Consider the following 25,818-nt stretch of genomic DNA (forward strand, 5'->3'; position numbering starts at 1 on the left):
ATTAAAGTGATGCCAGGAGCATTTCGTCAAAAATATCAACCGATGGATGCAGGGAACGTCTGCATCCGGCGTCGGTATATTGATGTGCAGAGTCATCATAGAGGCAGTCTTCCTTCGTCCAGGCGGGCTGTCTGCAGGAGGATCGGGTAATGAAATTTGTAACCGCAATTATTAAGCCCTATAAATTAATAGGTGTCCGCGAGGCCCTCACTGCCGTCGGTGTCAGTGGCTTGACTGTGTCTGAAGTCAAAGGGTTTGGACGCCAGAAGGGGCATACCGAGATTTATCGAGGCGCGGAATATGTTGTTGATTTTGTGCCGAAAATTAAAATTGAAGCGGCCATTGCCGATGATCAGTTATCCCAGGTAATCGAAACAATAACCAAGGCTGCTTACACGGGTAAGATCGGTGACGGCAAGATTTTTGTGTACGATCTCGAACAAGTAATGCGTATCCGCACCGGAGAAACCGGTTTTGATGCAATCTGAACCTTGAGAGGACCTTTTTCCATGAAAAACGCTATGAAATATCTTCTAACCTTTGTCTTTGTGGTGTTCGCCGTTCATCTTGCCGGTGATGCCTTCGCTCTTGATGCTCCAGTCCCCGATAAAGGGGATACTGCCTGGATGCTCGTTTCGACTGTCCTGGTTGCTCTTATGACCATTCCAGGCCTGGCTTTGTTTTATGGCGGCCTGGTTCGGACCAAAAACATGCTCTCAGTGCTGATGCAGGTTTTTACGGTTTTCTGTCTCTGTGTTGTCCTCTGGGTTATTTACGGCTACAGTCTTGCCTTTACCGAAGGCAATGCCTTTTTCGGAGGATTCAGTAAAATTCTGCTGAAAGGGGTGACTGTTGATTCGGTTGCCGCAACTTTCAGTAAAGGTGTCGTTATTCCTGAATTTGTATATATCTTTTTTCAGGCAACCTTCGCAACTATAACCCCGGCGCTGATTCTCGGAGCCTTTGCCGAACGGATGAAATTTTCCGCAGTGCTTGCTTTTATTACCTTGTGGTTCACCTTTGCCTATCTGCCAATGGCACATATGGTCTGGTTCTGGGCAGGTCCAGACGCCTATACCGACGCGGATGCCGCGGCAAAGGTTGGAGCGACTGCCGGTTTTCTTTTTCAGAAAGGAGCAATTGATTTTGCCGGTGGCACGGTTGTTCATATCAATGCGGCTATTGCCGGTCTGATCGGTGCGTTCATGGTGGGCAAACGGGTAGGTTACGGGAAAGAATCCATGGCGCCGCACAGCCTGACTATGACCATGATCGGTGCATGTCTTCTCTGGGTTGGCTGGTTTGGTTTCAATGCCGGATCCAATCTCGAGGCGACAGGTCTTGCTGCCCTTGCCTTTGGCAATACCATGACTGCTACTGCCGCAGCTGCATTGTCATGGCTTTTCACAGAATGGATGCTTAAAGGCAAGCCGTCAATGCTCGGTGCTGCATCTGGCGCGGTTGCCGGTCTTGTTGCGATCACCCCGGCGTGTGGGTGGGTTGGTATAGGTGGTGCGCTGGTTATCGGTTTGGCTGCCGGTGTTGTTTGCCTCTGGGGCGTAAATGGTCTCAAGCGTATGTTCGGCGCGGACGATGCTCTCGATGTCTTTGGTGTGCATGGCGTTGGCGGTATCCTGGGCGCTCTGCTGACCGGAATTTTTGCCAATCCATCCCTGGGCGGCGTTGGTGTGTACGATTATGTAGCCAACAAAGTCGCCGATTATTCTACGGTGGATCAAATGATCAGCCAGGTCTGGGGCGTTGGCATGACCATAGTCTGGTCCGGCGTCGTCTCTATCGTCGCCTATAAACTGGTAGATGTGGTTATTGGGTTAAGAGTCCCGGAAGATCAGGAGCGGGAGGGACTGGATATCACCAGCCATGGGGAGTCTGCTTACAAATATTAATCTTTAAGATTGCTTAGGTTAAAAAGGCCCTCCATCTTCGGTTCAATTCCGAAGATGAGGGGCCTTTGTTTTTTTGCCTTCTTATCCTTTGGATAGGAGGCTATTCATCCCGTCAGCCAAACATATCCGCATCTATGTGCAGCTCGCGCATTTTTCGATACAGGGTTGAGCGATCAATATTGAGAATACGGGACGCTTTCGCCTTGTTGCCTCCAGCTTTTTTTAAGGCTGCCAGTATTTTCTCAGTGGTTTGTTTATCCTCGTCTGTGGGAGTAAACAGGCGGGGGTGATTTCCTGATTTCTCTGCAGTCACACCAATTTCAGGGATGGTTTGGGGCCGGTCGATCTTGCTCCGGCCCAGCATCTCATCGGGGAGATCAGCCGAAGAAATTGTCGTGCCCTGACAGAGAATGCAGGCCCGTTCAATTGCATGTTCCAGTTGTCGTACGTTTCCCGGCCATTCATAGCGGCACAGGTGCACCAGGGCCTGTTCGGATATGCCGGTAATTTTTTTGTGCAATTTCTTGGCGAATAGACCAATGAAATATTCAGTAAGCAGGGGGATGTCGCCTTCCCGTTCTCTGAGCGGAGGCAGGTGGATGTCAATAATCAACAGGCGAAAATATAAATCCTCCCGAAAGCTGCCGGCTTTCACTTTGTCTTTAAGATTGACATTGGTTGCGGCGATTACCCTGACGTCGACCTGCAGTTCTTTATCGCTGCCTACCGGATAAAATGTCTTCTCCTGCAGAAAGCGCAGCAGGCGGAGTTGCATGGTCATGGAGATATCGCCGATTTCATCAAGAAACAAGGTGCCGCCATCTGCCTGAAGAATTCTTCCCATGCGATTTTCTTCGGCCCCGGTGAAGGCGCCTTTTTTATGGCCGAACAATTCACTTTCCAGCAGGGTATCGGTCATTGCCGTGCAATCAACCATGACCAGCGGCCGATTGCGTCGGGGGCTTTCCTGGTGCAGGGCGTGCACCGCCAGCTCTTTGCCGGTGCCGCTGGGGCCGGTTATGAGTACGGAGGTGTCAACTCGGCCAATATTTTCAAGCAGCAGGTAGACCTTTTGCATAGCCGGACTGGCCCCAAGCATCTTGTGAAAATGGTTCCTTTTCTGTGAGGCTTTTTGTTTTTTGGGCGTCATGTCTCTTAGTACCAGTACTGCACCAGCGGATTGTCCCGTTCCATTGTCCAGCGGGGAAATGCAGATACTGAGTACCTTGCAGGTGCCTCCCAGAAACAGTTCAACCCGGTGATCGGTCAGCTCAATGCCGGTTTTCAGTACCTTGGCCACGTTGTCCGTCAGCTGTGTCAGCTCCTCCTTTTGATTGATACTGTGGAGATTGTCGCCCTCGCGGAGTTCGGGTTGCAAGGCACAAAAAAGTACACTCGCTGCATGATTCATCTTCAGGATACGCATGTCATGATCGACGGAAATAATGGAGTCGGAAACGCTTTTGAACAGGGCTTCCAGAAAGTGGCGATAGCGTTCCCGGGCCAGTTCCGCTTCTCTTTTCCCCTGCTCGAGACGGTATTGACGAATGGCCAGTCTTGTCGTTTTGAGAAGGGCCTCTTTTTCAACAGGTTTTGGCAGATAATCGAATGCCCCCAGGCGGACGGCTTCCGAGGCTGTCTCCACCTCGGGATAACCGGTGACGATGACCACCGGACACGTGACGCCCAGTTGCCTGAATCGTCTGAGCAGTTCGATGCCGGAATGCGTTTCCAGAACGATATCGCAAATTATGAGATCAAACATCCGCGACGATACTTCCTTCACCGCTTCCTCAAACGAACCGACGGCAATAACGGTTGCGTAGCCCGCACGCTTCAGGAAAATACTGAAGGTGTTTCTTAAGCTTATTTCATCGTCGACGATAAGAATTGCTGCCTCTGTTGTTGCTGTTTCGGTCATGGTATTTCCCAGCGGCTGAAGTTGCATTACGGCTTATTTATAGGTGTTCATATCGCGAAAAACCACAACTGCTCCGGTAAGCATGCCGCGGTCCCTGATGGGGGTGCTGACATATTCCACCGGAAAACTGGTGCCGTTTTTACACCAGAAGATGTCTCCGGTCTTGTAGTGGACCAGGCCATCCCGGTAGGCCATGTAAATAGGGCAGATCTCCACGGGGTGGGTTGAGCCGTCCGGAAGAGTGTGATGGATGAGTTCATGGTGGGTGTTGCCGATGAGTTCCTCGGATTCCCATCCAAGCATTAACGATGCGGCTTTATTCATGAAAATCACCCTTCCCTGATTGTCGAGACCGAGAATGCCTTCCCCGGCGGAATCCAGTATCAGGTGCAACTGCTTCTGCAGGCCACGAACTTCTTCTTCTGCCTGGATTCGCTCGGCAATTTCTCTGTTTAACGCACCGTTTACCCTTTGCAGTTCAAAGGTCCGTTTCTCGATAGCTTCATCGAATTTTGCCTGGATGGTCTGATATTCACGTTTTTCGGCATCCAGTTCTTTTTTGAGATTCGTGGTGATGTTTTGCTGCTCTTTTGTCGCATATCGCAGGGTGAAGATTACTGCCAGCAGAAGCGCAGGAGTCAGCAGGCAAATGACTATTACCATCATTTTCATCCCGGCGGCATGATCAAGAATAGTCAGAAGGGCGACGAGGCCGGCAAAAACGATAAATTCAGCTGTCAGCAGCAGCCATGGCGGTAGTCTTTTCATCATGTTCCTTTGTCAGCTGGTATCGGTAAATCGATTATAAACCGGGTCCATTCACCCAGCTTGCTCTGCACTCTGATATATCCGCCATGGTCTCTGACCAGGCCATGACTGATGCTGAGGCCAAGCCCGGTGCCTTCACCTTTTGGTTTGGTGGAAAAAAACGGGTCGAAAAGTCTGTCGAGAATCTCAGGCTCGATACCGACGCCATAATCGGTGAAAGTCAGTCTGATGTACTGACTGTCCCGTTGTTGGTGCAGCACCCCTTTTATTTCAAGCCTTTTTTCGGGGCAAGGTTTCGGGTATTTGGCATTGAGGGCAAATCGGGCATTGCTGATCAGATTCAGCATCACCTGCTGCAGCTGCTGCTCATTGCACATCAGGGAGGGCAGTGGGTCGGCCAGATCGACTGAACAGATGATTCCGTCTTTTTTTAACAGGTGCTCAACCAGCTGCAGGCTGTTGGTAATTATTTTTTTGATTGCAGAGGGGGCAAGAATTTCTTCCCGGCGGCGGGCAAAGTCCAGTAGTTTCGAGATAATTCCGGCGATACGCTTGCCTTCACTGATGATGTTGCGGAGATGGTCCGTTGCTTCCGGGTCTTCCGGGGCATCAAGGATAATTTGTGCATAGTTGATGATGCCGTTAATGGGGTTATTGATCTCATGGGCAACCCCGGAGGCAAGTTCGCCGATCGCTGCCAGTTGGGCTGCTCGAATCGATTCTGCGCGCAGAACCTCTTCCGCAGTAAGGTTGCGGGCAACCAGCAGCGTGGCGTTGATATCGCCGTTTTCTTCGACGAGCGGACTGACTGTCAGCATGTATGTGCCATGCAGGCCATGCAGTTCGGTTTCCGATATCCGGGTTTGCTGGTGGCCGATCAACTGTTCCACCGGGCATTGGTTGCCGCTGCTGTGCCCGCCATGAAGAATATCACAGATATTTTTGCCTATCACTTCAGTTCTCCGTTTTTTCGCGGCGGCGCAGGTCGCGGGATTTGCTTCAAGGATTTGATAATCATTGGAGACCACCAGGGCGGGGTCCTGAATGGCTATGAAGATTTTCTCCCACCGCGCGGTGAACATATTCAACTGTTGGTCCGCAGCCAGGTTTTTTGTCTCATCGATTCCGAGCATCACGATGCCGACTTTTCCCTGGTCGATATTATGCCGAATCGAACCGTGCCAGCTTATAAAGCGCTCTGTGCCGTCCTTGGTGAGGAGTGGTGCCGTAAAATTGATATTGATCTGTGGACCTCTCAGTGTTTCTGAAAAGAGCTGTTGAAATTCGAGTCTCCTGCGGGGTGAAATCATCACATCGACCCAGTACTTTTCAAGTATTTCCTGCTCTTTGTAGCCGGTGATCTGCTCGGCTCTCTTGTTGAAGGAGACAATTGTGCCGCAGGGGCTGATGCTCACCATCAGTGCTTGGATAGAGTCAATGATCTCCTTGTTGAAATCCCGTTCGACCTTGAGTTTCAACGCGGTATCCTGGGAAAAGAGTGCGAGGGCTATATCGTCGATAACGTGACAGATAAACTCATTCTTCAGCTCACAGATGTTGATCTGTTCGCGGCAGTGCATTACTACAAAACCATAGATCCGCTGCTGATATCCGACCGGCCAGACCATGCAATGCAGGCCGCAGGAATCGGTCCCCGGATAGTCGTTTTCGTCTAACTGCAACAAGAGTGGTGCGGTAAAGGACTGAAGATTTTCGCCAAAGCGTTGGGTCAGGAGTTGGGCAAGGCTGTTTCTTGTCGAAGAATCTGCTTCGGGATTTGGCGGGGAGGAAGCAAACACAATAAGGCTGCCCTTTTCCTTGTCGATATCTCCGGCCCAGACGCCATCGCAGTGAAAGGCGTCGGTGAGTATTTCGCAGCATCGCTGGAAAATGCAGGCATAACTCTGTTCTTCTGGATCAAGGAGACTGTGTTCCCTGATGCTGGTCAGCAATCTGTTGCGGTGCTGAAACAGCTTGAGGGCTTCGGCATCTCTTTTCGTCAGCGGTCTTGTCATTCGTACCCTCCTTTTTGGATGGTGGGTGAATTCAAACCAGGGCGGGCCGGTTGAAACGTTATCGAAACGTACGCTTTTTCGGCTGGCTACGGAATTCCTGCTGTCGGTCTCTCGTAGTTTATACGACCATAAAGGTACTCCTTTCGTCAAGAGTACTTATGCCTGCCGAGATGAGGTGCTGTTGAATAGAGCACGGCCTGCTCGGATGAGAAAACGTCGATGGTGACACTGTTTTAGGGGAATATTCGGAGGCTGATCAAAGATGCAGGTAAAGATTGTCAGACGCGCAACGTGGATTTTGTTAAATTATTAATGGACACTCGTCGGCACAACTACCGGGATTCCTGATATATTAAAGACTTCAGCGTTAATTTGATAGATCTCTTTAATGGTTGCCGCGGTGATGATCTGTCGGTTGCCGGCGGCAAAAAGTCGACCTTTTTTTAACAGGACAAACTGGTCGGCAAAACGCAGGGCCATACTCAGATCGTGGATGACGACGACCACGGTCAGCTGCATTTCTTGGGTGATGTTCTTGAGGACGCGCATGGTTTCCAGCTGGTTCCTGATATCAAGGTGGCTTATCGGCTCATCAAGCAGGAGAATTTTCGGCTCCTGGGCCAGCGCTCTGGCAATCACGACCCTCTGCAGTTCCCCGCCGGAGAGTTCTGTGGTCCGACGAAGGGCATAATCTTCCAGGCCAAGACGGTGCAGGGTGTCAGTGACGATGCGAAGATCTCTTTTGCCGGCCTTCCAGGTAATGTGGGGTTTACGACCCAGCAGGACGGCATCGAAAACGGTGCAGGATTCCGGGGTGGTTTTTTGCGGCATATAGCCAATATGTCGCGCCACATCGCGTCCGCTCATGGCGGCCAGTTCATGTCCATCTACCAGGACGGTACCGTATTTCGGTTGCAGCAGGCCGTTGAGGTTTTTCAATAAGGTCGATTTTCCGGAGCCATTGACCCCGAGAATGGCAACCAGTTGACTGGCCGTCATGCGTACGGTTAAATTCTCGAGGATTAGTCGGTCGCCATAGGCGAAAGTAAGGTTTTCGGTGCGGAGCATGGGTTATGGCCTCTTGTTTTTCGCCAGCAGGTACAGAAAGAGGGGCGCACCGGTAAAGGAGGTGATGATTCCCACGGGCAGTACGATCGGTGCCAGGACGGTCCGGGCCAAAAGATCCGAGACAAGGAGTAGCAGCGCGCCGCAGACAGCAGAAGCCGGTATCAGATAACGATAGTCGTCGCCAACCAGAAAGCGCATCAGATGCGGAGCCATAAGGCCGACAAAACCAATAATGCCAAGAAAGGAAGTGCTGACTGCTACAGTGAAGGCTGCAAGGACCATGGTCATGACGCGCAATCGTTGCACCCTGACCCCCAGGCTGGAGGCGACGTCATCTCCCCATCTCAGGGTATTGTAGTTCCATCCGTTGGCAATGAAGAAGAGAGCGGCCGGGAGCACGGCGAGCAAAATGAGGCCGTTTTCAAACCAACCCGCCTTGCCAAGGTCGCCGAAAGTCCAGAAAACCGTGGCTGCGACCTGAATGTTGTCGCCGAAATACTGGAGAAGCATGGTTCCTGCCCCGAAAAAAGCGCTGAGCGCTACCCCGGCAAGAATAATCGCTTCAGGGGCAATGTCCTGCATGGACGACAGGCCCAGAATAAAAATTACCGTAAGCAGGGAACCAAGAAAGGCGCTGAAAACAACCAGATGAGGGGATGCGATGGTTACCATCTCTGCTCCGGCTCTTTGCGTCTGACCTGCTCCCAGGATGATGATGGCAAAGGCCGCGCCAAACGCTGCTCCCTGGGAAACACCGATGGTAAAGGGTGAGGCGAGGGGGTTCTTGAGGATATTCTGCATTACCGCCCCGGCGATGCCAAGCCCTGCTCCGGCGAGCAGGGCGGCAACCGTCCTCGGCAGGCGGATATTCCAGATGACATGGCCGATCCGCCCCTCCCCGCTCCAGGCGAGCAGGGTTTTGAGGACATCGGTGTCGCTTATCGGCAGCGAGCCGGTTCGGATGGAAAGCAGACAGCCACAGGCGAGCACAAGGAGCAGCAGCAGGCCTACACTGTTCTTCTGCATGAGCCGCCGTCTGTAAGCGGTAATGGTATGATTAGAAGCTGAGATGTCCATTTTTGTCGAATTGTACCCGGCCGAAGCCGTGGTACTCCTTGCTGAGCGTGGTATAGGCGGGAATGCCAATAAAAAAAGAAAAGATTTCGTCAGCCTTGGTTGCCGGGTCGATATCCGTGAAAACCTCTGGGTAGAGCACTTTGCCGATGAAATACGCGTCGGCCAGAGCGATCTCGAGATTTGTATGATAATTGTTATACGGCATGATCAGAAAGACATGGCCTTGCTGCACCGCCTTGAGCCGATGGTAAAATTCCGGGTTTCTGCGATAATCGTCAGCGACCTTGTCCAGGCCGCCGGCATCAATGAAGATATGTTCGGGGTTCCAGGCCAGGAGCTTTTCCGGATCGACGAAGAAATGGCCGGTGCGGCCGACTGCATCGACGACATTGCGGCCTCCGGCCCAGGCAAGGGGGACGAAAAACGACTCGGTGCTGGTAATCGGTTGTATCCCCATATACGAGATGGCACCGACATATGCACGGGGACGGGCGCTGCCGGCTATGCGTTCCGTCCGGTCTGCCAGGTCTTTTTTCAGGGAATCCAGCGTGGCGATGAGCTGATCGGCCCGCGCGTTACGGTCGAGAAGCTGTCCCAAGGTCCGGAAGGCCTCCTTGATCGTGGCTATATCAATCGTCCCGGGTGTGCCGTAACTAAGGACAAAAACCGGGATGCCGGTTTTCTGCTGGATGGTTTCGACCTGGGCGATATCGATGCCCATCGCCAGGACGATATCGGGCCAGACGGTGATGATTTTCTCGAAATCCGGCAATTTGCCGGGCCCGCCTGCGCCGATTACCGGCAAGGTTTCAGCTTTGGCAAAGGTTGCAAGACCGTATGGTCGTCCAGCGGTCGTCCATTTGGTCTCAATCGCCTCCATGCCCGCCACCAGATCCAGGCTCTGCATATAGACGATAAACCTGGCGGCTGCGCCGAGCGGGATGATCTTTTTGATGTTTTTGACGACCTGCAGCCTCCTGCCGGCCATATCAGTCACTGTCACTTTTTCCGGAGTCTGGGCGAAAACAAGGTCCGGCTGCGGAAACCCCGATGCTAATATAACAAAAAATGTCATCAACCCGGCCAGATAAAGATTCACGGCTTTTGGGGCAAATACTTTATGTCGTTGCTGAAACGCCGCCATGGCTACCAGCCTCGATTGTACGCGGGAAAACAGTCTAGGCAGAGTTTCTTGCCTCCCAGCAGGCGGATTTTATGCTCCGGGGCGGCCTCCCCGCATTTTTCGCATATTTCGCTGGTAAACAGCCTGGCGGCGTCGGGCAGGGCAAACGTCGGTATGGAAAAAGAGAAAAGCTCATCGTCTGGTGCGGAAAGGACCATGTGCTGCAATTGAGTCCGGTCAATATCTTCCGGTCTCTGGATTGGTTTTTTAAAAAAGACGCGGAGGGCGTTCTTCTTTTTCCGGTCGAAAAAGCTGAATGCCATTTTCCCGGTGCCGCGATACACAAGGTTGCCTTTACCGATACTGCAGCCGGTGAGCACTTGCACCGCGTCAACACCGCATGCATCATTTTCGGTGACGCAGACAATTTCCTCATCGGCCGAAAAGGCAACCTGCATTCGGTCTTTTGCCGCCAGCGCTGCTCGATAGCCGATGGCCAGACCCGGACAGGAATGGCCATGAAAATTCACACATTGCTGCCAGCTTGTTTCATCAAACATTTTTTATACTCCTCCTTGGTGTTCATAGGGTTGTTGCGACGCCATTAACTAAAAAATCCATTTGAACGATACACCGATAATCGTACCGGGCAGAGGGTAGCCGTATGTCTCTTCATAATTTGTATTGAACAGGTTCTCCACAAAGAGGTTTGCTTCGCCATGCTCGCTCACCGGTATTTGCACATTCAGGTTACAGGTCAGGCTGGAATCGACAGTAACGAGTTTCTTTACCGTACTGCCTGTGTCGTCGGTATAGGCATATATGCCGGTGCGATCGCCACTGAACCGCAGATCCGCATTCAGGATCATCCGATAGGGGAGCTGAAAATCAGCACCGATCAAACCCTTCCATTCCGGCAGGAAATCAAGTTCATCACTCAGGTTTGTGTTGTCGAAAGTATCGCCGTCCTTTTTGCTCTTCTGGTAGGAGAGAGAGGCCCGGCCGGACAGCCATGAGGTTACCGCCATCCGCTGTTCCACGGAGGCGCCATACAGGGTCATCTCGTCGATATTGTAGACACCCCGCCAATTGGGATCGTTGCGGAAAATGATATAGTCTTTAATGTCATAGTAATACGTGGATAGCTGCGTTGACGCGGTTTCGGAGTAATCGTGGCGGTAAATGAGTTCCGCAGCATTGTTTTTCTCCGGCTTCAGGGTGGGATTTCCCTGGGTCTTCCCGTTGGCCCACCAGTACATCTCCGGCAATCCGGGGGTCCGAACCGACTGGTAAAGCGAGGCGGTGAGCTTGTCCTCTGCGGTGATTCCGTAGGTGGCCGTCAATTTTGGGGTTAAAGAATCATTATGCAATGCAGCAATATCCGCACCGTTCAACGGTTTGAGTTTGTATGTGTCGTAACGAAGGCCGGGGGTCAGTATGAATGTATCGGAAATGTTCCAGCTGTCCTGTATAAAATAACCGATCATTTCTGCTTCCTGATTGGGTTTGGAACCAGTATAAATCTTGCCGTTGTAGGCTGTATCGATGTAATTTTCGACGATATCGCCATAGGAGAGCACCTTATACTGGATACCACCGATAATTTCGTGTTCGGCCAGGGGGAGGGTCGCTTTCAGACTGCCGCCATAGGACCGATCGGATGCCACCGACTGGTCGAGAACCAAGGTGCCGTCGCCGTAACCGGGAACGAGTCCTGCCACTGAGTAGTTCTTTTCATCCCGGTCTTCGATGTTCTTGTAGAGCTTGAATTCCACTACGGCCTCTCCGATGGGCTGTTCGTAGCCGAGGTCCATATAATATTTGGTTTTATCCGACTCGCTGCCTGCGCCAGATGTGAAGGCCCGGCCAAAAGGCGGCGCCAGGTTTTCACCGAAGGAAAGAGGGAAATCGCCGTTTATTTTCTGGTAAAACCCGGGGTTATCGGGGTCCAACGATTTCCTGTTATTGACGATATACCCGCGGATATTCTCGGAGTATTGCAACCCAAGCGACAAACTGCCCTCGAGTGGCATGTCAATAGCGGTGTTTATATTGAAATTTTTGCCCTCGAAGTCATTATTCCAGAGAAAAGCATCGGCTTTCTGGTAGCTGCCGCCCAGCGAATAGCCGACTGCGCCTATCTTCCAGGAGTGGGTGAACCGATAATTCTGGGCCAGATCCAGCCCGCTGCCGGTGGCAGTGTTGCCGTAGAGGGAAGCCTCGGGTTGTTCAGTCGGGGCTTTGGTTATGACGTTGATTACCCCGCCAAGGTTATTGTTGCCATACAGGGCGGAGCTGCCGCCCCGGATAATCTCGATTTGTTCGATATTGTCCAGTGGAATGGTCCCCCAGTCGATATAATAGCCGCCGACAACACCGGCGGCATTGACCGGTCGGCCATTGATGTCCAGCTCAATCCGGTTGGTCGACAGACCTCGGATAGAGACAATATCCTTTGTATCACCAATACTTGCGCGCTGGGAGATGGTAATGTCCGGCTCATTTCTTATGGCATCGGGAATTGTGGCATTCCTGCCCTTTTCGATGGTCTTCGCACCGATTACGGATATCGTCTCGGAGACGGCTGAGTCGGTGATGACAATTTTATCCAGGGTCATGTGTTCGAGGGTCGTATCCGCCTCGACGGCTTTGCTGAAAGACGGAGTACTGCAGACAGCAAGCGCTGCTCCGGCAAGGGCAATGACAGGTGCCGCGTAATTTTTCCTCCTGAATGGTGGCTGCATTGTTTCTCCGGTAGAAGATTGCTGGCAGAGTATCGTCATCAAGCGAGCTTAAAGACAATGGTCAAATTCATGGCGGTCGGTTTGGTCAGGACACCGGCAGGGGGACTGGGCAGCGGCGCTGCATTCTGTATGGCTTCCTTGGCTGCATCATCTAAGCAATCCCGTCCTGAACTCCTGGTTACATTTACCGCGGAAACCTTGCCACCCGGACTTAAAATAAATCGAACCGAGACCTCTCCTTCCAGTCGATGGCGCCGAGCCCAGAGAGGATATCGCTTATGGTGTTCGATTCTGGTTCGGATGAGGCTGAGATAGTTGCGCAGGTGCGACGTGTCCCGAGGAGGACCGACGGCTGCCTGCGATGATTCGATGTGTTCTGCTCCAGCTGGATTGCGTGATGCGGCGACCATTTTGTTCATTTTAACAGGGCCGGTGTGCGAAGCAGCAGGGTTTCCGTCATTATTCAGTTTGGGCACAGCTGTTTTCTCAGCAGTCTGCGGCGATATTTTTTGCCGAAGAGAGGCGCTGTGTCTGACTGGAACCCTGGCGGTGATTTTCGGCCGGGGTTTGGTCACGGGTGGCGCCAGCTGGGGACAAGGGACAGTCTTTACCGTCTCAGCATTAAGCTGCTGCTGCGTCGCGCCAGCAGGGGCGGTGAGGGGTTGCAGAAGAAAGAAATCGATTGGCATTTTCTTTGGCTGCGGAGAAAACGATGCAAACATCAGCATCATAAGTCCGAGCAGGAGACCATGGAATAAAAATGATTCGGCAAGTGCCCGCTCGGTATTGCTCATCTCGATTTTTCCGTTTGGAGGCTCATTTTGGCAAAGCCGAGTTCCCTGACAATGCTCAGGACATCGACAAAAGACTGCAAGGCCACTGCCCGGTCGGCCCTGATGACCATAGGTAGCTGCTTGTTTTCTACGGCTAATGCGGTGCGCAGCGATTCCCGGCTGACCTCAAAGCCGTCGAAATAAATTTTACCGGCTTGATTGATTTCCACCTTCAGCCCCTGACTCTCTGTGGAACTCTGTTCGGCCTTGGGGAGATTGACCGGGATAGTGGTGTTGGCAATGAAAGTCGCCGTGGTCAATACGATGGTCAACAGCACCAGCATGATATCGATAAAGGGGATGACGTTGATGGTATCAAAGCCCTTTTCATCCATGTTGTGTCTCCCAGGTGACCACGATTTCCCTGGCTTGTCGCAAAAGCAGGTTGTACAGCACGACTGACGGGATGGCGACAAGGAGACCTGCTGCGGTGGCTTTCAGCGACAGGGCCAGCCCGATCATGATTCGGGACGAGTCAACCATCCCCTCCTGGCCCATTGTATAAAAGATCAACATGATGCCGAAGATAGTGCCAAGAAGGCCGATATATGGCGCATTGCTGCCGATGGTCGCAAGCAGGTGCAGGCGGCGGGTAAGCATTAACTCTAAATGTCGGCGATCGGAAAACGCATCCAGGCGGATGGATTTGTAAAAGCGGAATCTCTCAATGGCGATAGCCAAGGCGATAACACTCAGCGCCGCCAGCAGGCCGATAATGCCATATTCGGTAATGGATTTGAGCCAGTCCATGTTTTTCTCCTACGCTGTCGGTGAAATTCGCTTCAGAAAGCCTTGTCGGCGAGGTGCAGCCCATATGGTGCATATGTTTGTTTCGAAGAGGAATATAGATGTCCATGCTGCATAATGCAAGAAAAAAGTGTTACGATGGTGTAAGAAGTATTACCCAGGGAGCATATTCTTTTTTATCGTGTTATCTGTTCGGTGATCGGGGGCAGCAATGATGGGCAAACGACGATCTTCCGGATCGATCTGGAGAGTTACACAATGAATCGCATAAAATGGTGCTTCAGTCGACTGACCGGGAGGTGCAAAAGGGTGATCTGAGCAGGGCTTAGAGGGTATGAACAACGACCGTGCCTTTATCGGCACATTTGTCAGCTTCATCGACGATCTGACGATGGTGGGTAAAAAGAATGACCTGGTTTCTGGCCGCCAGCCTGGCTAGGGCTTGGAGAGTGGCCCGTGAACGTTCATCATCGAAGTTGATAAGGATATCATCGACGATAAAGGGCATCGGTTCATGGGATTCCAGACGATATTCCAGGGTCGCGAGGCGCAGGGCCAGGTAGAGCTGGTCTCTTGTGCCGGAGCTCATGCCACCCACCGGTATCCGCCTGTCTTCTGGCCGAATGCCGATGAGAATCGGCGCACCTTTGTCATCGATATCGGTACGCAGACCGGTAAAAGAACCAAGTGTCATGTCACGGAAATATCTCGAACCGATAATCAGCACAGGATCCTGATGCTCCTCCCGGTAGCGCTCGATTTCCAGCTGCAGTATTTTCGAGGCCAGCTTAACCAGGGTATACCGCTCTGCCAACCTTCGCATCCTGGCCAGCTCCTGCTCCATTTCCTGGGAGAGTTCGGCGGCCCTGTCGCTGCCGTCCATTGCCGCAAGTTTGCTGGTCTGCTCGCCTATTATCTGGGATATTCTGTTGATCTCAGGATGTATCCGCTCAGTGATGTCCCGTCGGTGTGCCTCGATCCGACCGGCTAATTCATCACCATTTATTTCTGCCGCCTGGGTGGTGATTTCTTCGATGCTGATTCCTGCGCTAATTTTGGCAAGATTGGCCTGGATGTCAGAAATTTTTTCACTCAGCTTGCGGTATTCCTCGAATTTTCTCATTGCCGCCGTCAAATCTTCCTGCGTGTCACTTTTGGCTATCCGCAGGATTTCTTCCATTTGCGCAGCAGCACTCAGCAGTGTTTTCCTGGTTCCGGAGACCTCAGTCTGCAGGGAATCGATTTCTTCGGAAAGTTTGTCATGGAGCGTGCAATCCTTCTGCGATTGGCTGAGCAACGTCCGCAAATGTAAAATGGCCTGGTCAAGAGGCTGGGGAGGCTGGGTGGGGGCGACTTTTTCAAGCAGAGACCGAACATCATTGTCAAGATTCTGCGCATCGCGATCGATGCCGTCGATGCGCTTTTTCAGGTCGGCGGCTTCTTTCACCCTGTCAAAGCAGCTCTGAATGATATCAATCAGTTCGTTGGCTTCCGATGTCGCTATCCTGCCGGGCAACCCAAGGCCGGAAGTAGCTGTGTCCCATTGCTCCTGCCATTTTGCCAGTGCTTGCTGGGCGCTGGTCACTTCCTGTTGCGCCTGCTGGACATTTTTCTGCGCAGCAGCCAGTCTTTCGGTAGCTTTTTCTCTTTCCGCCTGCCGGTTGGCAAGAGTATCGAGCAGGTTTTCTGCCAAAGCGAGCGTCGGGCCGAGTGTCGCATGCGCCGTTGTTTCCAGCGGGTGTAAGGCTTGAATCTCTTGTTGCACAGCCTGTCGCAGAGCCTCGCGGCGCAGGGCAGCTCGCTCAATGTCCAGCTCTTTTTTCAGGATATCAGCCGTTTTATAACGGAGCCTGTCTATCGCGGTCAGCCACCCACTCATTTCCTTTGGCGAGAGCGGGGTGATGCCAACAGGCTGCCAGAGAGCCTTCCAGGCCGTATCGAGGTCCTGCTGCCGCTGTTCAAGCATTGCCTTGTTTTGGGCTAAATCAGTCAGCTTGGACTGGAGGCTTTCTGCCTGAGCGCGAAGGGCTGCTGCGCCGGCAATCCTGTCAGCTTCCCGGCGCAGACGGTCGGAGATAACATCCGCCTCCTGCACATATACCTCGTAGGCATCGGCAACAGGTTGGTCTGGCGCATAAACCAGACTCTCTTCGGTTGTATCCTGGTCATCAAGCCATTGTCGTCGTAAAAGCTGCCAGCCTTGTTCTCTTTTATCACGAATCTTATAGAGCATTGCCTCTGAAGGAATTTCGCCTGTATAGGTCCCCTTTTTGATTTCCGCCCGGGTCTTTTGCAACTCATGTTCAGTATACTTCTGTTCTTTTTCCAGGGCACGTCTCTGCTCATCAATATCACTGTATCGGGTCTCCGCCAGGTGCACTGTCTGCGCTAGAGGGAGGGGGAGTTCGGCCAGCATCTGTAAATCACCAGACCAGTGGCCGTGCCGTTTGAGTTCTATCAGGCAATCTTTTTTGGACTGCTCGATTTCATGCCGGTTTTTTTCCAGCATGGCGTCGATATTCCCCTCTTTCCGGGCCATCTTTACAACCTGGAGAAGTTTCCCGCTGTTTTGAGTGCTGGCTGTAGCTGGCATCGCCGCCAGAGACCGATTTGCCTCCTGATGCTCCTGTTCTGCGACCCTGTATTGTTTTTGGGCCAGCATCAGCTGTTGGTTAATTGCCGCATATTCCTCGCTTAATCGCTGCACTGTCTTTTTTTTCATCAGCACTGAGCGCAGCGGCTCAATCTCCGCCAGACTCAGATCCGGTCGTACCTGTTGCAGCAGGTCTGCCGCTTCTCTGCGGAGGCTGATGCGCATGCCCTCTCTTTCCGGCTTGTCTTTAAGGCCTTTGCGGTATTCACCGAGACGCTGGTGCAGATCATCGACTTTTTCCGCCTGGCTTAGCAGGTCCCTGTTAAAGGAAAGTGCCTGGCGCTTTGTCTGGAGATGGTCGAGACGTTCGGTGTCTTTTTGCAGTTGCAGCTCAGCTTCGCGAATTGCCTGGACGACCCGCCGGTAGTTCTCGGTAAAATTAGGGGGGAGAAGCGTTACTTCGCCTAAGTCCTCGCGCTGTGCACGGTAAGCTTGCAGGGAGGCGATTTCGGGGATCGCCTGGGCCAGACGTTCGAGGCGACGCAATTCTTTGTTGTTATGATCCCGCTCTTTTTCGAGTATGGCTCGTTCTTTCTCGGCAATTTTCAAGGAACTCCGGAGATCTTTCCAATCCTTGCAGGAAAGGGACACAGTTTTTGCTTCTTTCTGCAGTTCCTTGAAATTTTTTATGGCCTTGTTGATTTTAGGCAGCTGGCCGGTTGATTTGAACAGCTCCGCCGCCTCTTGCTCGAGCTGCTCGGTGACCTGGCGCAGAGAGGAAATTCCGGCCCCTGCAGCAAACAGGGCTTGTCCCACCTCACCTTTCTGGGCGAGGATTTCCTCTCCACCGCGCAGCAGCATCTCATGATCGATACCGTACAGGGAAGCGAATATCTCCGGCTCCACCCCATGGAGAAATTGGCGTAAAATATTGGCGGGCAACGGGTTGCCTGCCTCGTCTATGATGTCGCCGATTCGCTTTTTCCGACGCCAGAAGGTCAGTTCTTCACCGCTGCTGTTGACAATACAGCCGCCGACCAGCAGTTGATCGTAATTATGCAGAAAATTATCCGGCGTCTGCTGGGGAAAGCCGTAAAGTAAAGCCTTCAGCGCCCGCAGTGAGCTGCTTTTTCCCGCTTCGTTCGGGCCGTAAATTATATGCAGGCCGGGTTCTTTCGAATCAAAGTGCAGAGTACGGTCGGTGAAAGGACCGACGGCTTTCAGGTGCAGGCGCTTTATTCTCATCGGACTTTGCCGTATTGGAGCAGTTGTGCGATCAGCAGGTCCTGCACCTGCCCGCGGAGCTCGGCGATTGCCTCCGGCGATGGATGGAGAAAGGACTCTTCCCCGATGAAGATCTCGGGCGGCAATTTGCTCTGTAGAGCGGCAAGTTCCGGTACGAGTGCTGCAAGTGTGTCGCCGTCGAATTCCAGTTCCTGGATCGATTGGAGCAGCCCGGTAAGAGCCATGTCCGCTTCGAGGACCTCCTCGGGACGCACCATCTGGCTGGTCTGGAATTTGACCTTTTCAAGCCATACATTGCCAAGTCCTGCACCAATGCCCCGGAACTGCTCGGTCCAGTGTGCCGTGCGCTGACAAAGCTGGGTATGCACCGGGCAGTGGCCGGTCAAAATCAGGCGCACGACCAGAGGCTTGCCGTTTGCCAGGGCAAGCTCCACTGCAAAGGCCTGCTGTACGGCTTCGTAAACACTGCTGGTTGTCTCGCACGACGACAGGTCAACCGGGCAGGTGACCCAGCGCAGGACATCGAGCTCATACTCCTGAATTTCGGTGACATGGCCATCGGCAACAGTAACCAGCGTGGCACCTTTGGCTCCGGTCTCCCGGATATGTCTCCCCTGGATATTGCCGGGAAAGACGATCCACGGGTCGTCGGCGACAATTTCGCGCTTATGGACATGCCCAAGAGCCCAATAATCATAGCCTTTTGATTTTAATTCATCCACCGTACAGGGGGCATACGCTTCGTGTCCTTCGCGGCCGGTGAGCGAGGTATGGAGCAGTCCTATATTGCAATAACCGGCCTCGTATTGTGGATAGTGCAAGGCGAGATTCTCGCTGACCGCGCGGGAGCCATAACTCTGGCCATGGATAATGACGCCAAGATCCTCAAGCCGGATCGAATGCGCTCTCTTTGCTGAAAAAAGCGTCACATTGTCGGGCAGGGGCATGGTTCTGGTAATCTGATTTACCGCATCATGATTGCCGGAGACGATAAATACCAGGATTCCCGCCTTGTTCAGCTTACCCATGCGGCTGGCAAAGAAAAGCCCGGTGTTGTAGTCTTTCCAGTCAACATCATAGAGATCGCCGACTATGAGCAGAAAATCAACATTTTCCTCGATCGCCAGGTCAATACAATTATCAAATGCCCGCCTGGTTGCTCCCCGGATCTGCTCAACCGGAGCATCCTCATGGGACTCCAGACCCTTCAGGGGGCTGTCCAGGTGTATGTCGGCAGTGTGGAGGAAGCGTAACATCTGTCTTATGGGAAATGAGCCGGGCAGGTATGGGGGTGCCGGCTAAAAAGTCAATACCTTCGATCATTTCAATGATACGGAATAATCAGCTAATTTTTACCGAACAGCAGGCTGGAAGTCAACTGCTATTCACGTATCGGCACGACGTCCACAGGAACCTCGATTTCATGGCAGAACCCGGCCTCAGCCGTACATTCGGCTGGGGCGGGGTGTTGATCGGTCAATAAAAGGGATTTGCGGCGAAGTGCTTGCCGTCAAAGCTGGTGAAAAAGACCTGGGGCGGTTTGGGTAGGCCGGCAATCTTCCAGGCTTTCATCGGGTCGATAAATTCTTCGGTTACACAGGCACGGGATTCGGCATGCACGTTTTTGCAGACATACCCGAGAATCGGGAAAGAGGAATGCTTTTGATAGTATTCTCTTAAAAATAAAACAATATCCAGCTTTGACTGGTCAAGTTCGTCTATGCCTTCACGTTTGGCAAGCAGCTTGGCCACTTCGGTGTTCCATTGTTCCGGATGCGTTAAAAAACCTTCTTCATCCATGTCAATCTGCGTATTTCCACCATCTAACTGAGCCATAATGAGCCTCCTTTGAAATCGGTGAACAGTAGTGATGGCATGAGGCAATCACAAAACCGACTTCTTGTTACTACACAGTAGTAACAAGGGCTCGCTTGTCAATCGTGTCGATGCTAACCTTCCTTCATGGCCACAGTCGCGTTTTTACCCTTTCTGAAAACCCATTTATGAAAGAAAGTGTAACAGCAGAGGTTGCACGGTCTGGCGGGATAAGTGGGATTGGTTTTGGAGGCGGATGTCAGAAGGTGAAATCATCATTTTTTCTTCTGGTTTTTTCCCTGCGGCACATCCAACCCACCATGGTGATGTACGTGTAGCCTTTGCTTGTCTCTTTTCTGCGATCTGTTGCTCTTTTTTCGCCTGGAGTTGACCTTTTTTTCTGGGAGGATTTATCCTTCGTTGTCATGACCCACTCCTCTTGTGTCTGCATGCGAGTACATCATATCCGTTGTCAGCTGAGATAAGACGAATATAATATTGGGGATGGGTTTGTAAAGGCCGACAATGTGGGAGTTCAAGGTGAACAGAAATTGATAAAGAAACCGAAACCGTATAGGATGCGCTCCTCAGGAAGCAGGATTGACGGATGCAAAACCAAACGTAGAGGAAAAAAGGATGGACAGGATTGTTGCCAAATTCGGCGGTTCAAGTGTGGCCGACAGCAGGCAGATAGGTAAGGTTAAAGCGATAGTCGACGCCGATCCCAGGCGCAGAATTGTGGTGGTTTCGGCCCCGGGGAAGCGGCAGGCGGCGGAAGCGAAAATTACCGATCTGCTCTATCTCTGTTATGATATGGCGAATATGTCCACCGACATCTGCGAGCCGTTCGGTCTTATTCGGGACAGGTTTGCTGAGATAGCGGGTGCATTGCACCTGAGCTCCGCGGTACCCGATGAAATCGATCAATTCGGCAAGAAACTTTTACGTGGATGCAGCCGGGATTTTGCCGCTTCACGGGGGGAATATTTCTCGGCCAGGCTTATTGCCGAATATCTGCATGCCGATTTTGTCGATCCCGCCGATTATCTGCTCATCCGACCCAATAACACGATAGACCCTGCCAGTTACCTGAAATTGGGCGATCGTTTGTCGGATCCGGGCGCGCTCTACGTGATTGCCGGCTTTTATGGCCATGACGGCAATGGCGAGGTGAAAACGTTTTCCCGCGGTGGATCGGATATCTCCGGCGCTATTGCGGCAAGGGCTGCGGGTGCCCTGCTCTATGAAAACTGGACCGATACGTCGGGCATTCTTATGGCCGATCCACGCATTGTCGATAATCCGAAAACCATTGACGAGATTTCCTTTCGCGAGATTCGTGAGATGTCGTATATGGGTGCCTCCGTTTTCCACGACGAAGCTATTCTGCCGGTACAGGAGGCAGGTATCCCCATTTGCATCAAAAATACCAACCGGCCCGGCGATCCGGGAACACGTATCAGCCCTCAGCTGAGCGAACAGACGATTGCTGAAACCGAGGTTGCCGGCATTGCCGGCAGGCGAAACTTCTCGATGATCTGTCTTGAGAAAACGTTGATGAACAAGGAAGTCGGTTTTGCCCATCGTCTGCTTGGCATTTTCCGGGAGCAGGGGGTCAATTTTGAACAATGTCCTTCAAGTATCGATGCAATCAGTGTCATCGTCGATGACGCCAACCTGCAGGGACTTGAAGAAATTATTATTGCTCAGATCCAACAGCAGTTACTGCCGGATAAGTTGTATATTGAAAAAAATCTGGCCTTGATCGCCGTGGTCGGCGAGGGGATGGTCCGGACGGTCGGCATCGCGGCCAAGACATTTACCGCCCTGAAAAATGGCGGCATCAATGTCCGGGTTATCAGTCAGGGGGCTTCGGAAATGAATATCATCATCGGCGTGAGCGGTGATGATTATGAAAAGGCCGTGCAGTCGTTGTACGCGGCCTTTGTTGGACAATGAGGTTTTGGCATAGAATCTTTCACCGGAAGAGATCTCGATCAATACCGCCGCGCCAGGTGAATCCCGGCCAGCATGCAGCGTATCGATCCTCCGGCCAGCTCAATGGTTGGCACGGAGAGCTCGACAATCCGGGCGGACTCTTCAATAAAATCTTTCTGCTGTCTGGTCAGCGATGCGGCGGCCCGGGCGGAGATTGCCAGAATTCGCCCCTCTCCGGCGGACAGTTCGATGGCGTTGCCGGCAAATTCGTTTATCTGATGATTGTCAAGGGCGATGACTCTTCGGCCCATTTCCGCAAGGCGTGCCCTTATTTCTTCCCGCCTGTGGGGATCACTGATGATATCGAAACCGACCATGGCAAAGTCGGTGGCGATGCACATCATCACATTGGTATGATAGATTGAACCGCCCTTCTCGTCGGCGGTGGCAAAGGCCATCGGCTCAAAATTAAAATGGGTGCAGAACCGTTCCAGGGGGATTGGGTCGGCCCTGTTTGATCTGGCGGTATAGGCAACCCGGGCGATATGATCGAGGACCATAGCCCCGGTGCCTTCAAGGAAAAGATGGTCATATTCCAGGCAGGAATAATCGATTACGTCCTGTACCCGGTAATCAGCCTTGAGCATCTCGATTATATCGTAGCGCCTTTCCCGGCGTCGGCTGGGATTGTACATGGGGAAAATGGCCACATGACCGCCCGGATGCGTTGAGAACCAGTTGTTGGGAAAGACCGAGTCGGGCGTTTCTTTTTCGCCCCGGTCTTCAAAGATATGCACCTTCACTCCCTCTTTTTCCAGGCGTACCGCGACATTGGTCACCTCGTCATAGGCCGCCCTGGCAATCTCTTTTGGGGAGAGGTGACCGTCGGTTCTCTGGAAAGCATTGTCCGAGGCGGTTTCGGGGTTGGGATGGAAACGGTGCGGTCGGATCATGACGACTGCACCGGGGGCCTGAATATGTTTTGAGGTCATGGCATGTATTCCTGATTACAGGATGACTGGTCAGAGTGAAAAAGAGTTGGCCTGGGCAACCTCGATGGCCAGCTGGGCACGGGCATTGGCATCCTTGGCCAGATTTTTTTTCTCGCACCATTCCGGAAAAGTTTCGGGATCGATAAAAACCTTCATAACCTGATCTCCGCCTGCCTCGACTTCGGCTTTCTTTTCCTCAGCTCGAGCAAGCCAGTGCTGGTAAGTTGGCGGCAGCAGTTCTGCGTCATCGAAGAGCTTGAGAAGTTCCTGATAATGTTCTTCCTTGTACCAAACCAGGGCCTGGAGCATCGGCGGTCTGGCCGGCTCTTCTTTCTTCTTTGCCGCCTTTTCTTTTATTTTTGCAATGGTCTTTCCCGACCCGGTCAGTGCTTTTTTCTTAACCATCAAGATCCCCTGGTATGTAAAGTTAGTGACTTAGAAATAAGTTGCTTGGGCTTTTTCCAAGCAACTTATTTCGTGAAGGAACTTATACCCGTCAAGCGAGTACTGAAAAGAGTCCCGCAAATCTTTTGGGCGGGATTATTGACTTGCATTTAATTATCTTTGGGCTTTTTCCAAGCAACTTATTTCGTGAAGGAACTTATCCCCGCACCGCACGGGGACTATACAGAGTACCCGTCAAGCGAGTACTGAAAAGAGTACCCGTCAAGCGAGTACTGAAAAGAGCACCCGTCAAGCGAGTACTGAAAAGAGCACCCGTCAAGCGAGTACTGAACGAAATCCCGTAAATCTTTTGGCCGGGACGAGTGTCTCACAGATTCTCCAGCACCCTGTCTTCGCCGCTTTGCCAAAGATACGGGGGCAGAACATAAGCACAGATGCCAAGATGTAAACAGCCAATTACCGAAGCAAACGGCTACTGGCTTAAGGATCAATAATGAGCTGGCGGATTTTATTGACGTGGGCCGACACTTTCCAGTATCCTGAAAGATTTTTCCCCATGAGAGGGAAAAGGTGGTTACACTTAACTCCAATGATTTTTTGCTGGCAGGGGACGAAGGTATTGGTCAAGTATGGTCAATGCTTTTTTTTATATTGTTCTTATTGCCGGATTGCGCATTGTGATCCGGTATGAAAATTAAGTGGTGGATATATTGGCCGATTTTTTAGAAAGCTGGACGATTGAAAAGTCGTCGGAGCTCTATCGGGTGGCGGAGTGGAGTGGCGGGTATTTCAGAGTTTCGGATAAAGGGGATATGCTTGTGCAGCCGTCACCGAAATATCCTGACCGAGCAGTCTCTTTGCCGGAAATTGTTGAAGGCCTGAAAGATCGCGGCCTCGATATGCCTGTGCTGCTTCGGATAGAAAATATCCTAGATGCCCAGATTGCCGAACTCAACGAGACATTTATTGCTGCCATGAAGAACCTTGGGTATCAGGGGAATTTCATGGGGGCGTATCCCATCAAGGTAAATCAGCAAAAACAGGTCATCGATGCCATGGTCCACTACGGTGCCCCGTATCATCATGGTCTGGAAGCCGGCAGCAAAGCCGAGCTTATTGCTGCAATGGGGATGATGGTGGATAAAGAAGCTCCCCTTATCTGCAACGGCTACAAGGATGAGGAATTTATCGATCTGGCCCTGCATGCCGTAAAACTGGGGTTTCGATGTATTCTCGTGGTGGAGATGCCAAGCGAGCTGCCGCTTATCATCGAGCGATCCCGGGTGATTAAAGTCAATCCGGTGCTGGGAGTGCGCATCAAGCTGTCAACGCAAGGCGGCGGGCATTGGGCCGAATCGGGCGGAGAAAGATCTATTTTTGGCTTGAATACGACCCAGTTGATACATGCGGTTGACCTCTTGAAAGAAGAGGGAATGCTCGATTGCCTGCAGATGGTTCACTATCATCTCGGTTCCCAGATTTCCAACATCCGCCAGATCCGCACCGCAGTCGGCGAGGCCTGCCGGGTCTATGCCGGGCTGGTGAAAGAAGGGGCGGGAATGCGTTACCTCGATCTGGGTGGCGGTCTTGCCGTGGACTATGACGGCTCACAGTCCAACTTCCTCAGCAGCCGGAATTATACCCTGAACGAATATTGCACCGATATAACCGAGGCGGTCATGACCACGCTGGACGAGGAAGAAATTGCCCATCCGACAATCATCACCGAAACTGGTCGCGCCCTTGTCGCCTATTATTCGGTGCTGCTCTTTAATGTACTGGACAAAACAATTTTTGAACCGGATTCCCTGCCGGAAAAATTGCCGGAAGATTGTCCGCCCCAGTTGCTGAATATGCTCGAATCGCTTGAAAATCTGAGTATCCGTAATCTCCAGGAGACCTTAAACGATGCAATCTATTACCGCGATGAAGTGCGGCAGTTGTTTAATCGCGGCCAGATAACCCTTCGGGAACGGTCCCTTGCGGAGAATCTGTTCTGGACTATTCTCAACTCGATCCTCAAAACGGGCAGAGAACTAAAAAACGCCCCGGCGGAGATCCATGAAATCGAACGGTTGCTCTCTGATATCTATTACTGCAATTTCAGCCTGTTTCAGTCGCTGCCTGACAGCTGGGCTATTGACCAGCTGTTTCCGGTCATGCCCATTCATCGTTTGCATGAAAAACCGACACGTAATGCGATAATCGCCGATATCACCTGTGACTGCGATGGCAAAATCGATCGATTTGTCGATCGTTTCGGCGCGAAACGATTCCTGCCCCTCCATGATCTGAATGGATCGGAGGAGTATTATCTCGGGGTGTTTCTGGTCGGTGCCTATCAGGAAACGCTGGGCGATCTGCATAACCTGCTCGGGGATACCAATGTGGTGACGGTCAGCCTGCATGAAAACGGCAAATACGATTTTTCGGGTGAGCTTGAAGGGGATACGGTTGCCGATATCCTTTCATATGTGGAGTATGATCCCAAACGGCTGCTGATGAAGTTTCGCAAAACCGCCGAAACCGCAGTAAAGGAAGGTCGTATTTCACCCCTGGAACGTAAAGAGGTGATGCAGGCCTATGAGGCAGGTCTGCGCGGGTATACCTATTTTGAACGGTAGGGC

The 25,818-nt window shown here is 52.1% G+C and carries 21 protein-coding genes; 4 read left to right on the forward strand and 17 right to left on the reverse strand.

The window, feature by feature from the left end:
* Positions 1 to 149 precede the first annotated feature (149 nt).
* Positions 150 to 488 carry a P-II family nitrogen regulator gene (locus FCL47_RS18570; protein ID WP_136815136.1) on the forward strand — a complete coding sequence of 113 codons (339 nt, stop codon included), beginning with the start codon at positions 150 to 152 and terminating at the stop codon, positions 486 to 488.
* Positions 489 to 521: 33 nt separating this feature from the next.
* A complete protein-coding gene (locus FCL47_RS18575; protein WP_136815137.1) occupies positions 522 to 1,907 on the forward strand; it encodes an ammonium transporter in 1,386 nt (461 codons plus the stop codon).
* A 112-nt stretch (positions 1,908 to 2,019) separates the two neighbouring features.
* On the opposite strand, the gene FCL47_RS18580 is transcribed toward FCL47_RS18575, so the two are convergent.
* The 15 genes from FCL47_RS18580 to FCL47_RS24445 form a co-directional block, all read right to left on the reverse strand.
* Positions 2,020 to 3,828 (reverse strand): sigma 54-interacting transcriptional regulator, encoded by a 1,809-nt coding sequence (locus FCL47_RS18580; protein WP_136815138.1) that lies wholly within the window; start codon positions 3,826 to 3,828, stop codon positions 2,020 to 2,022.
* Positions 3,829 to 3,861: 33 nt separating this feature from the next.
* Positions 3,862 to 4,599, reverse strand: a complete 738-nt coding sequence (locus tag FCL47_RS18585; RefSeq protein WP_136815139.1) for a PAS domain-containing protein — start codon at positions 4,597 to 4,599, stop codon at positions 3,862 to 3,864.
* Positions 4,596 to 6,611 carry a PAS domain S-box protein gene (locus FCL47_RS18590; RefSeq protein WP_136815140.1) on the reverse strand — a complete coding sequence of 672 codons (2,016 nt, stop codon included), beginning with the start codon at positions 6,609 to 6,611 and terminating at the stop codon, positions 4,596 to 4,598. Before FCL47_RS18590 ends, FCL47_RS18585 begins: the two co-directional genes overlap by 4 nt.
* 309 nt (positions 6,612 to 6,920) lie before the next feature.
* On the reverse strand, positions 6,921 to 7,679 hold the full coding sequence (locus FCL47_RS18595) for an ABC transporter ATP-binding protein (protein ID WP_136815141.1): 759 nt from the start codon (positions 7,677 to 7,679) through the stop codon (positions 6,921 to 6,923).
* Between the two features lie 3 nt (positions 7,680 to 7,682).
* On the reverse strand, positions 7,683 to 8,705 hold the full coding sequence (locus tag FCL47_RS18600) for an iron ABC transporter permease (RefSeq protein ID WP_205747367.1): 1,023 nt from the start codon (positions 8,703 to 8,705) through the stop codon (positions 7,683 to 7,685).
* 31 nt (positions 8,706 to 8,736) lie between these two features.
* Entirely contained in the window at positions 8,737 to 9,900 is a 1,164-nt protein-coding gene (locus FCL47_RS18605; protein ID WP_136815143.1) for an iron ABC transporter substrate-binding protein, read from the reverse strand.
* Positions 9,901 to 9,902: 2 nt separating this feature from the next.
* Positions 9,903 to 10,439, reverse strand: a complete 537-nt coding sequence (locus tag FCL47_RS18610; RefSeq protein ID WP_136815144.1) for an FmdE family protein — start codon at positions 10,437 to 10,439, stop codon at positions 9,903 to 9,905.
* Positions 10,440 to 10,487: 48 nt separating this feature from the next.
* Complete coding sequence (locus FCL47_RS18615) at positions 10,488 to 12,623, reverse strand: TonB-dependent siderophore receptor (RefSeq protein WP_167496559.1); 2,136 nt, start codon at positions 12,621 to 12,623, stop codon at positions 10,488 to 10,490.
* Between the two features lie 38 nt (positions 12,624 to 12,661).
* On the reverse strand, positions 12,662 to 13,417 hold the full coding sequence (locus FCL47_RS18620; protein WP_136815146.1) for an energy transducer TonB: 756 nt from the start codon (positions 13,415 to 13,417) through the stop codon (positions 12,662 to 12,664).
* The gene (locus tag FCL47_RS18625) at positions 13,414 to 13,791 is read right to left on the reverse strand and encodes a biopolymer transporter ExbD (protein ID WP_136815147.1); all 378 of its coding nucleotides are present in this window, start codon (positions 13,789 to 13,791) and stop codon (positions 13,414 to 13,416) included. The genes FCL47_RS18620 and FCL47_RS18625 overlap by 4 nt, the downstream gene beginning before the upstream one ends.
* The gene (gene exbB / locus FCL47_RS18630; protein ID WP_136815148.1) at positions 13,784 to 14,206 is read right to left on the reverse strand and encodes a TonB-system energizer ExbB; all 423 of its coding nucleotides are present in this window, start codon (positions 14,204 to 14,206) and stop codon (positions 13,784 to 13,786) included. The genes FCL47_RS18625 and exbB overlap by 8 nt, the downstream gene beginning before the upstream one ends.
* A 322-nt stretch (positions 14,207 to 14,528) precedes the next feature.
* Complete coding sequence (locus FCL47_RS18635) at positions 14,529 to 18,041, reverse strand: YhaN family protein (protein ID WP_136815149.1); 3,513 nt, start codon at positions 18,039 to 18,041, stop codon at positions 14,529 to 14,531.
* Entirely contained in the window at positions 18,038 to 19,297 is a 1,260-nt protein-coding gene (locus FCL47_RS18640) for a DNA repair exonuclease (protein ID WP_136815150.1), read from the reverse strand. The genes FCL47_RS18635 and FCL47_RS18640 overlap by 4 nt, the downstream gene beginning before the upstream one ends.
* Before the next feature lie 220 nt (positions 19,298 to 19,517).
* Complete coding sequence (locus FCL47_RS18645) at positions 19,518 to 19,877, reverse strand: TusE/DsrC/DsvC family sulfur relay protein (RefSeq protein ID WP_136815151.1); 360 nt, start codon at positions 19,875 to 19,877, stop codon at positions 19,518 to 19,520.
* 238 nt (positions 19,878 to 20,115) lie between these two features.
* Positions 20,116 to 20,283 carry a hypothetical protein gene (locus FCL47_RS24445; protein WP_153306379.1) on the reverse strand — a complete coding sequence of 56 codons (168 nt, stop codon included), beginning with the start codon at positions 20,281 to 20,283 and terminating at the stop codon, positions 20,116 to 20,118.
* A 209-nt stretch (positions 20,284 to 20,492) separates the two neighbouring features.
* On the opposite strand from FCL47_RS24445, the gene FCL47_RS18650 reads away from it, so the two are divergent.
* A complete protein-coding gene (locus FCL47_RS18650; protein ID WP_136815152.1) occupies positions 20,493 to 21,815 on the forward strand; it encodes an aspartate kinase in 1,323 nt (440 codons plus the stop codon).
* 38 nt (positions 21,816 to 21,853) lie between these two features.
* On the opposite strand, the gene ctlX is transcribed toward FCL47_RS18650, so the two are convergent.
* Positions 21,854 to 22,786: a citrulline utilization hydrolase CtlX gene (gene ctlX, locus FCL47_RS18655; protein WP_136815153.1), complete on the reverse strand. Its 933-nt coding sequence runs from the start codon at positions 22,784 to 22,786 to the stop codon at positions 21,854 to 21,856.
* Between the two features lie 30 nt (positions 22,787 to 22,816).
* On the reverse strand, positions 22,817 to 23,191 hold the full coding sequence (locus tag FCL47_RS18660) for a hypothetical protein (protein ID WP_240744294.1): 375 nt from the start codon (positions 23,189 to 23,191) through the stop codon (positions 22,817 to 22,819).
* 698 nt (positions 23,192 to 23,889) lie between these two features.
* Here FCL47_RS18660 and speA point away from each other — a divergent pair.
* Complete coding sequence (gene speA, locus FCL47_RS18665) at positions 23,890 to 25,815, forward strand: biosynthetic arginine decarboxylase (RefSeq protein WP_240744295.1); 1,926 nt, start codon at positions 23,890 to 23,892, stop codon at positions 25,813 to 25,815.
* Positions 25,816 to 25,818 lie beyond the last annotated feature (3 nt).

Source organism: Desulfopila sp. IMCC35006 (assembly GCF_005116645.1).
Taxonomy (GTDB): domain Bacteria; phylum Desulfobacterota; class Desulfobulbia; order Desulfobulbales; family Desulfocapsaceae; genus Desulforhopalus_A.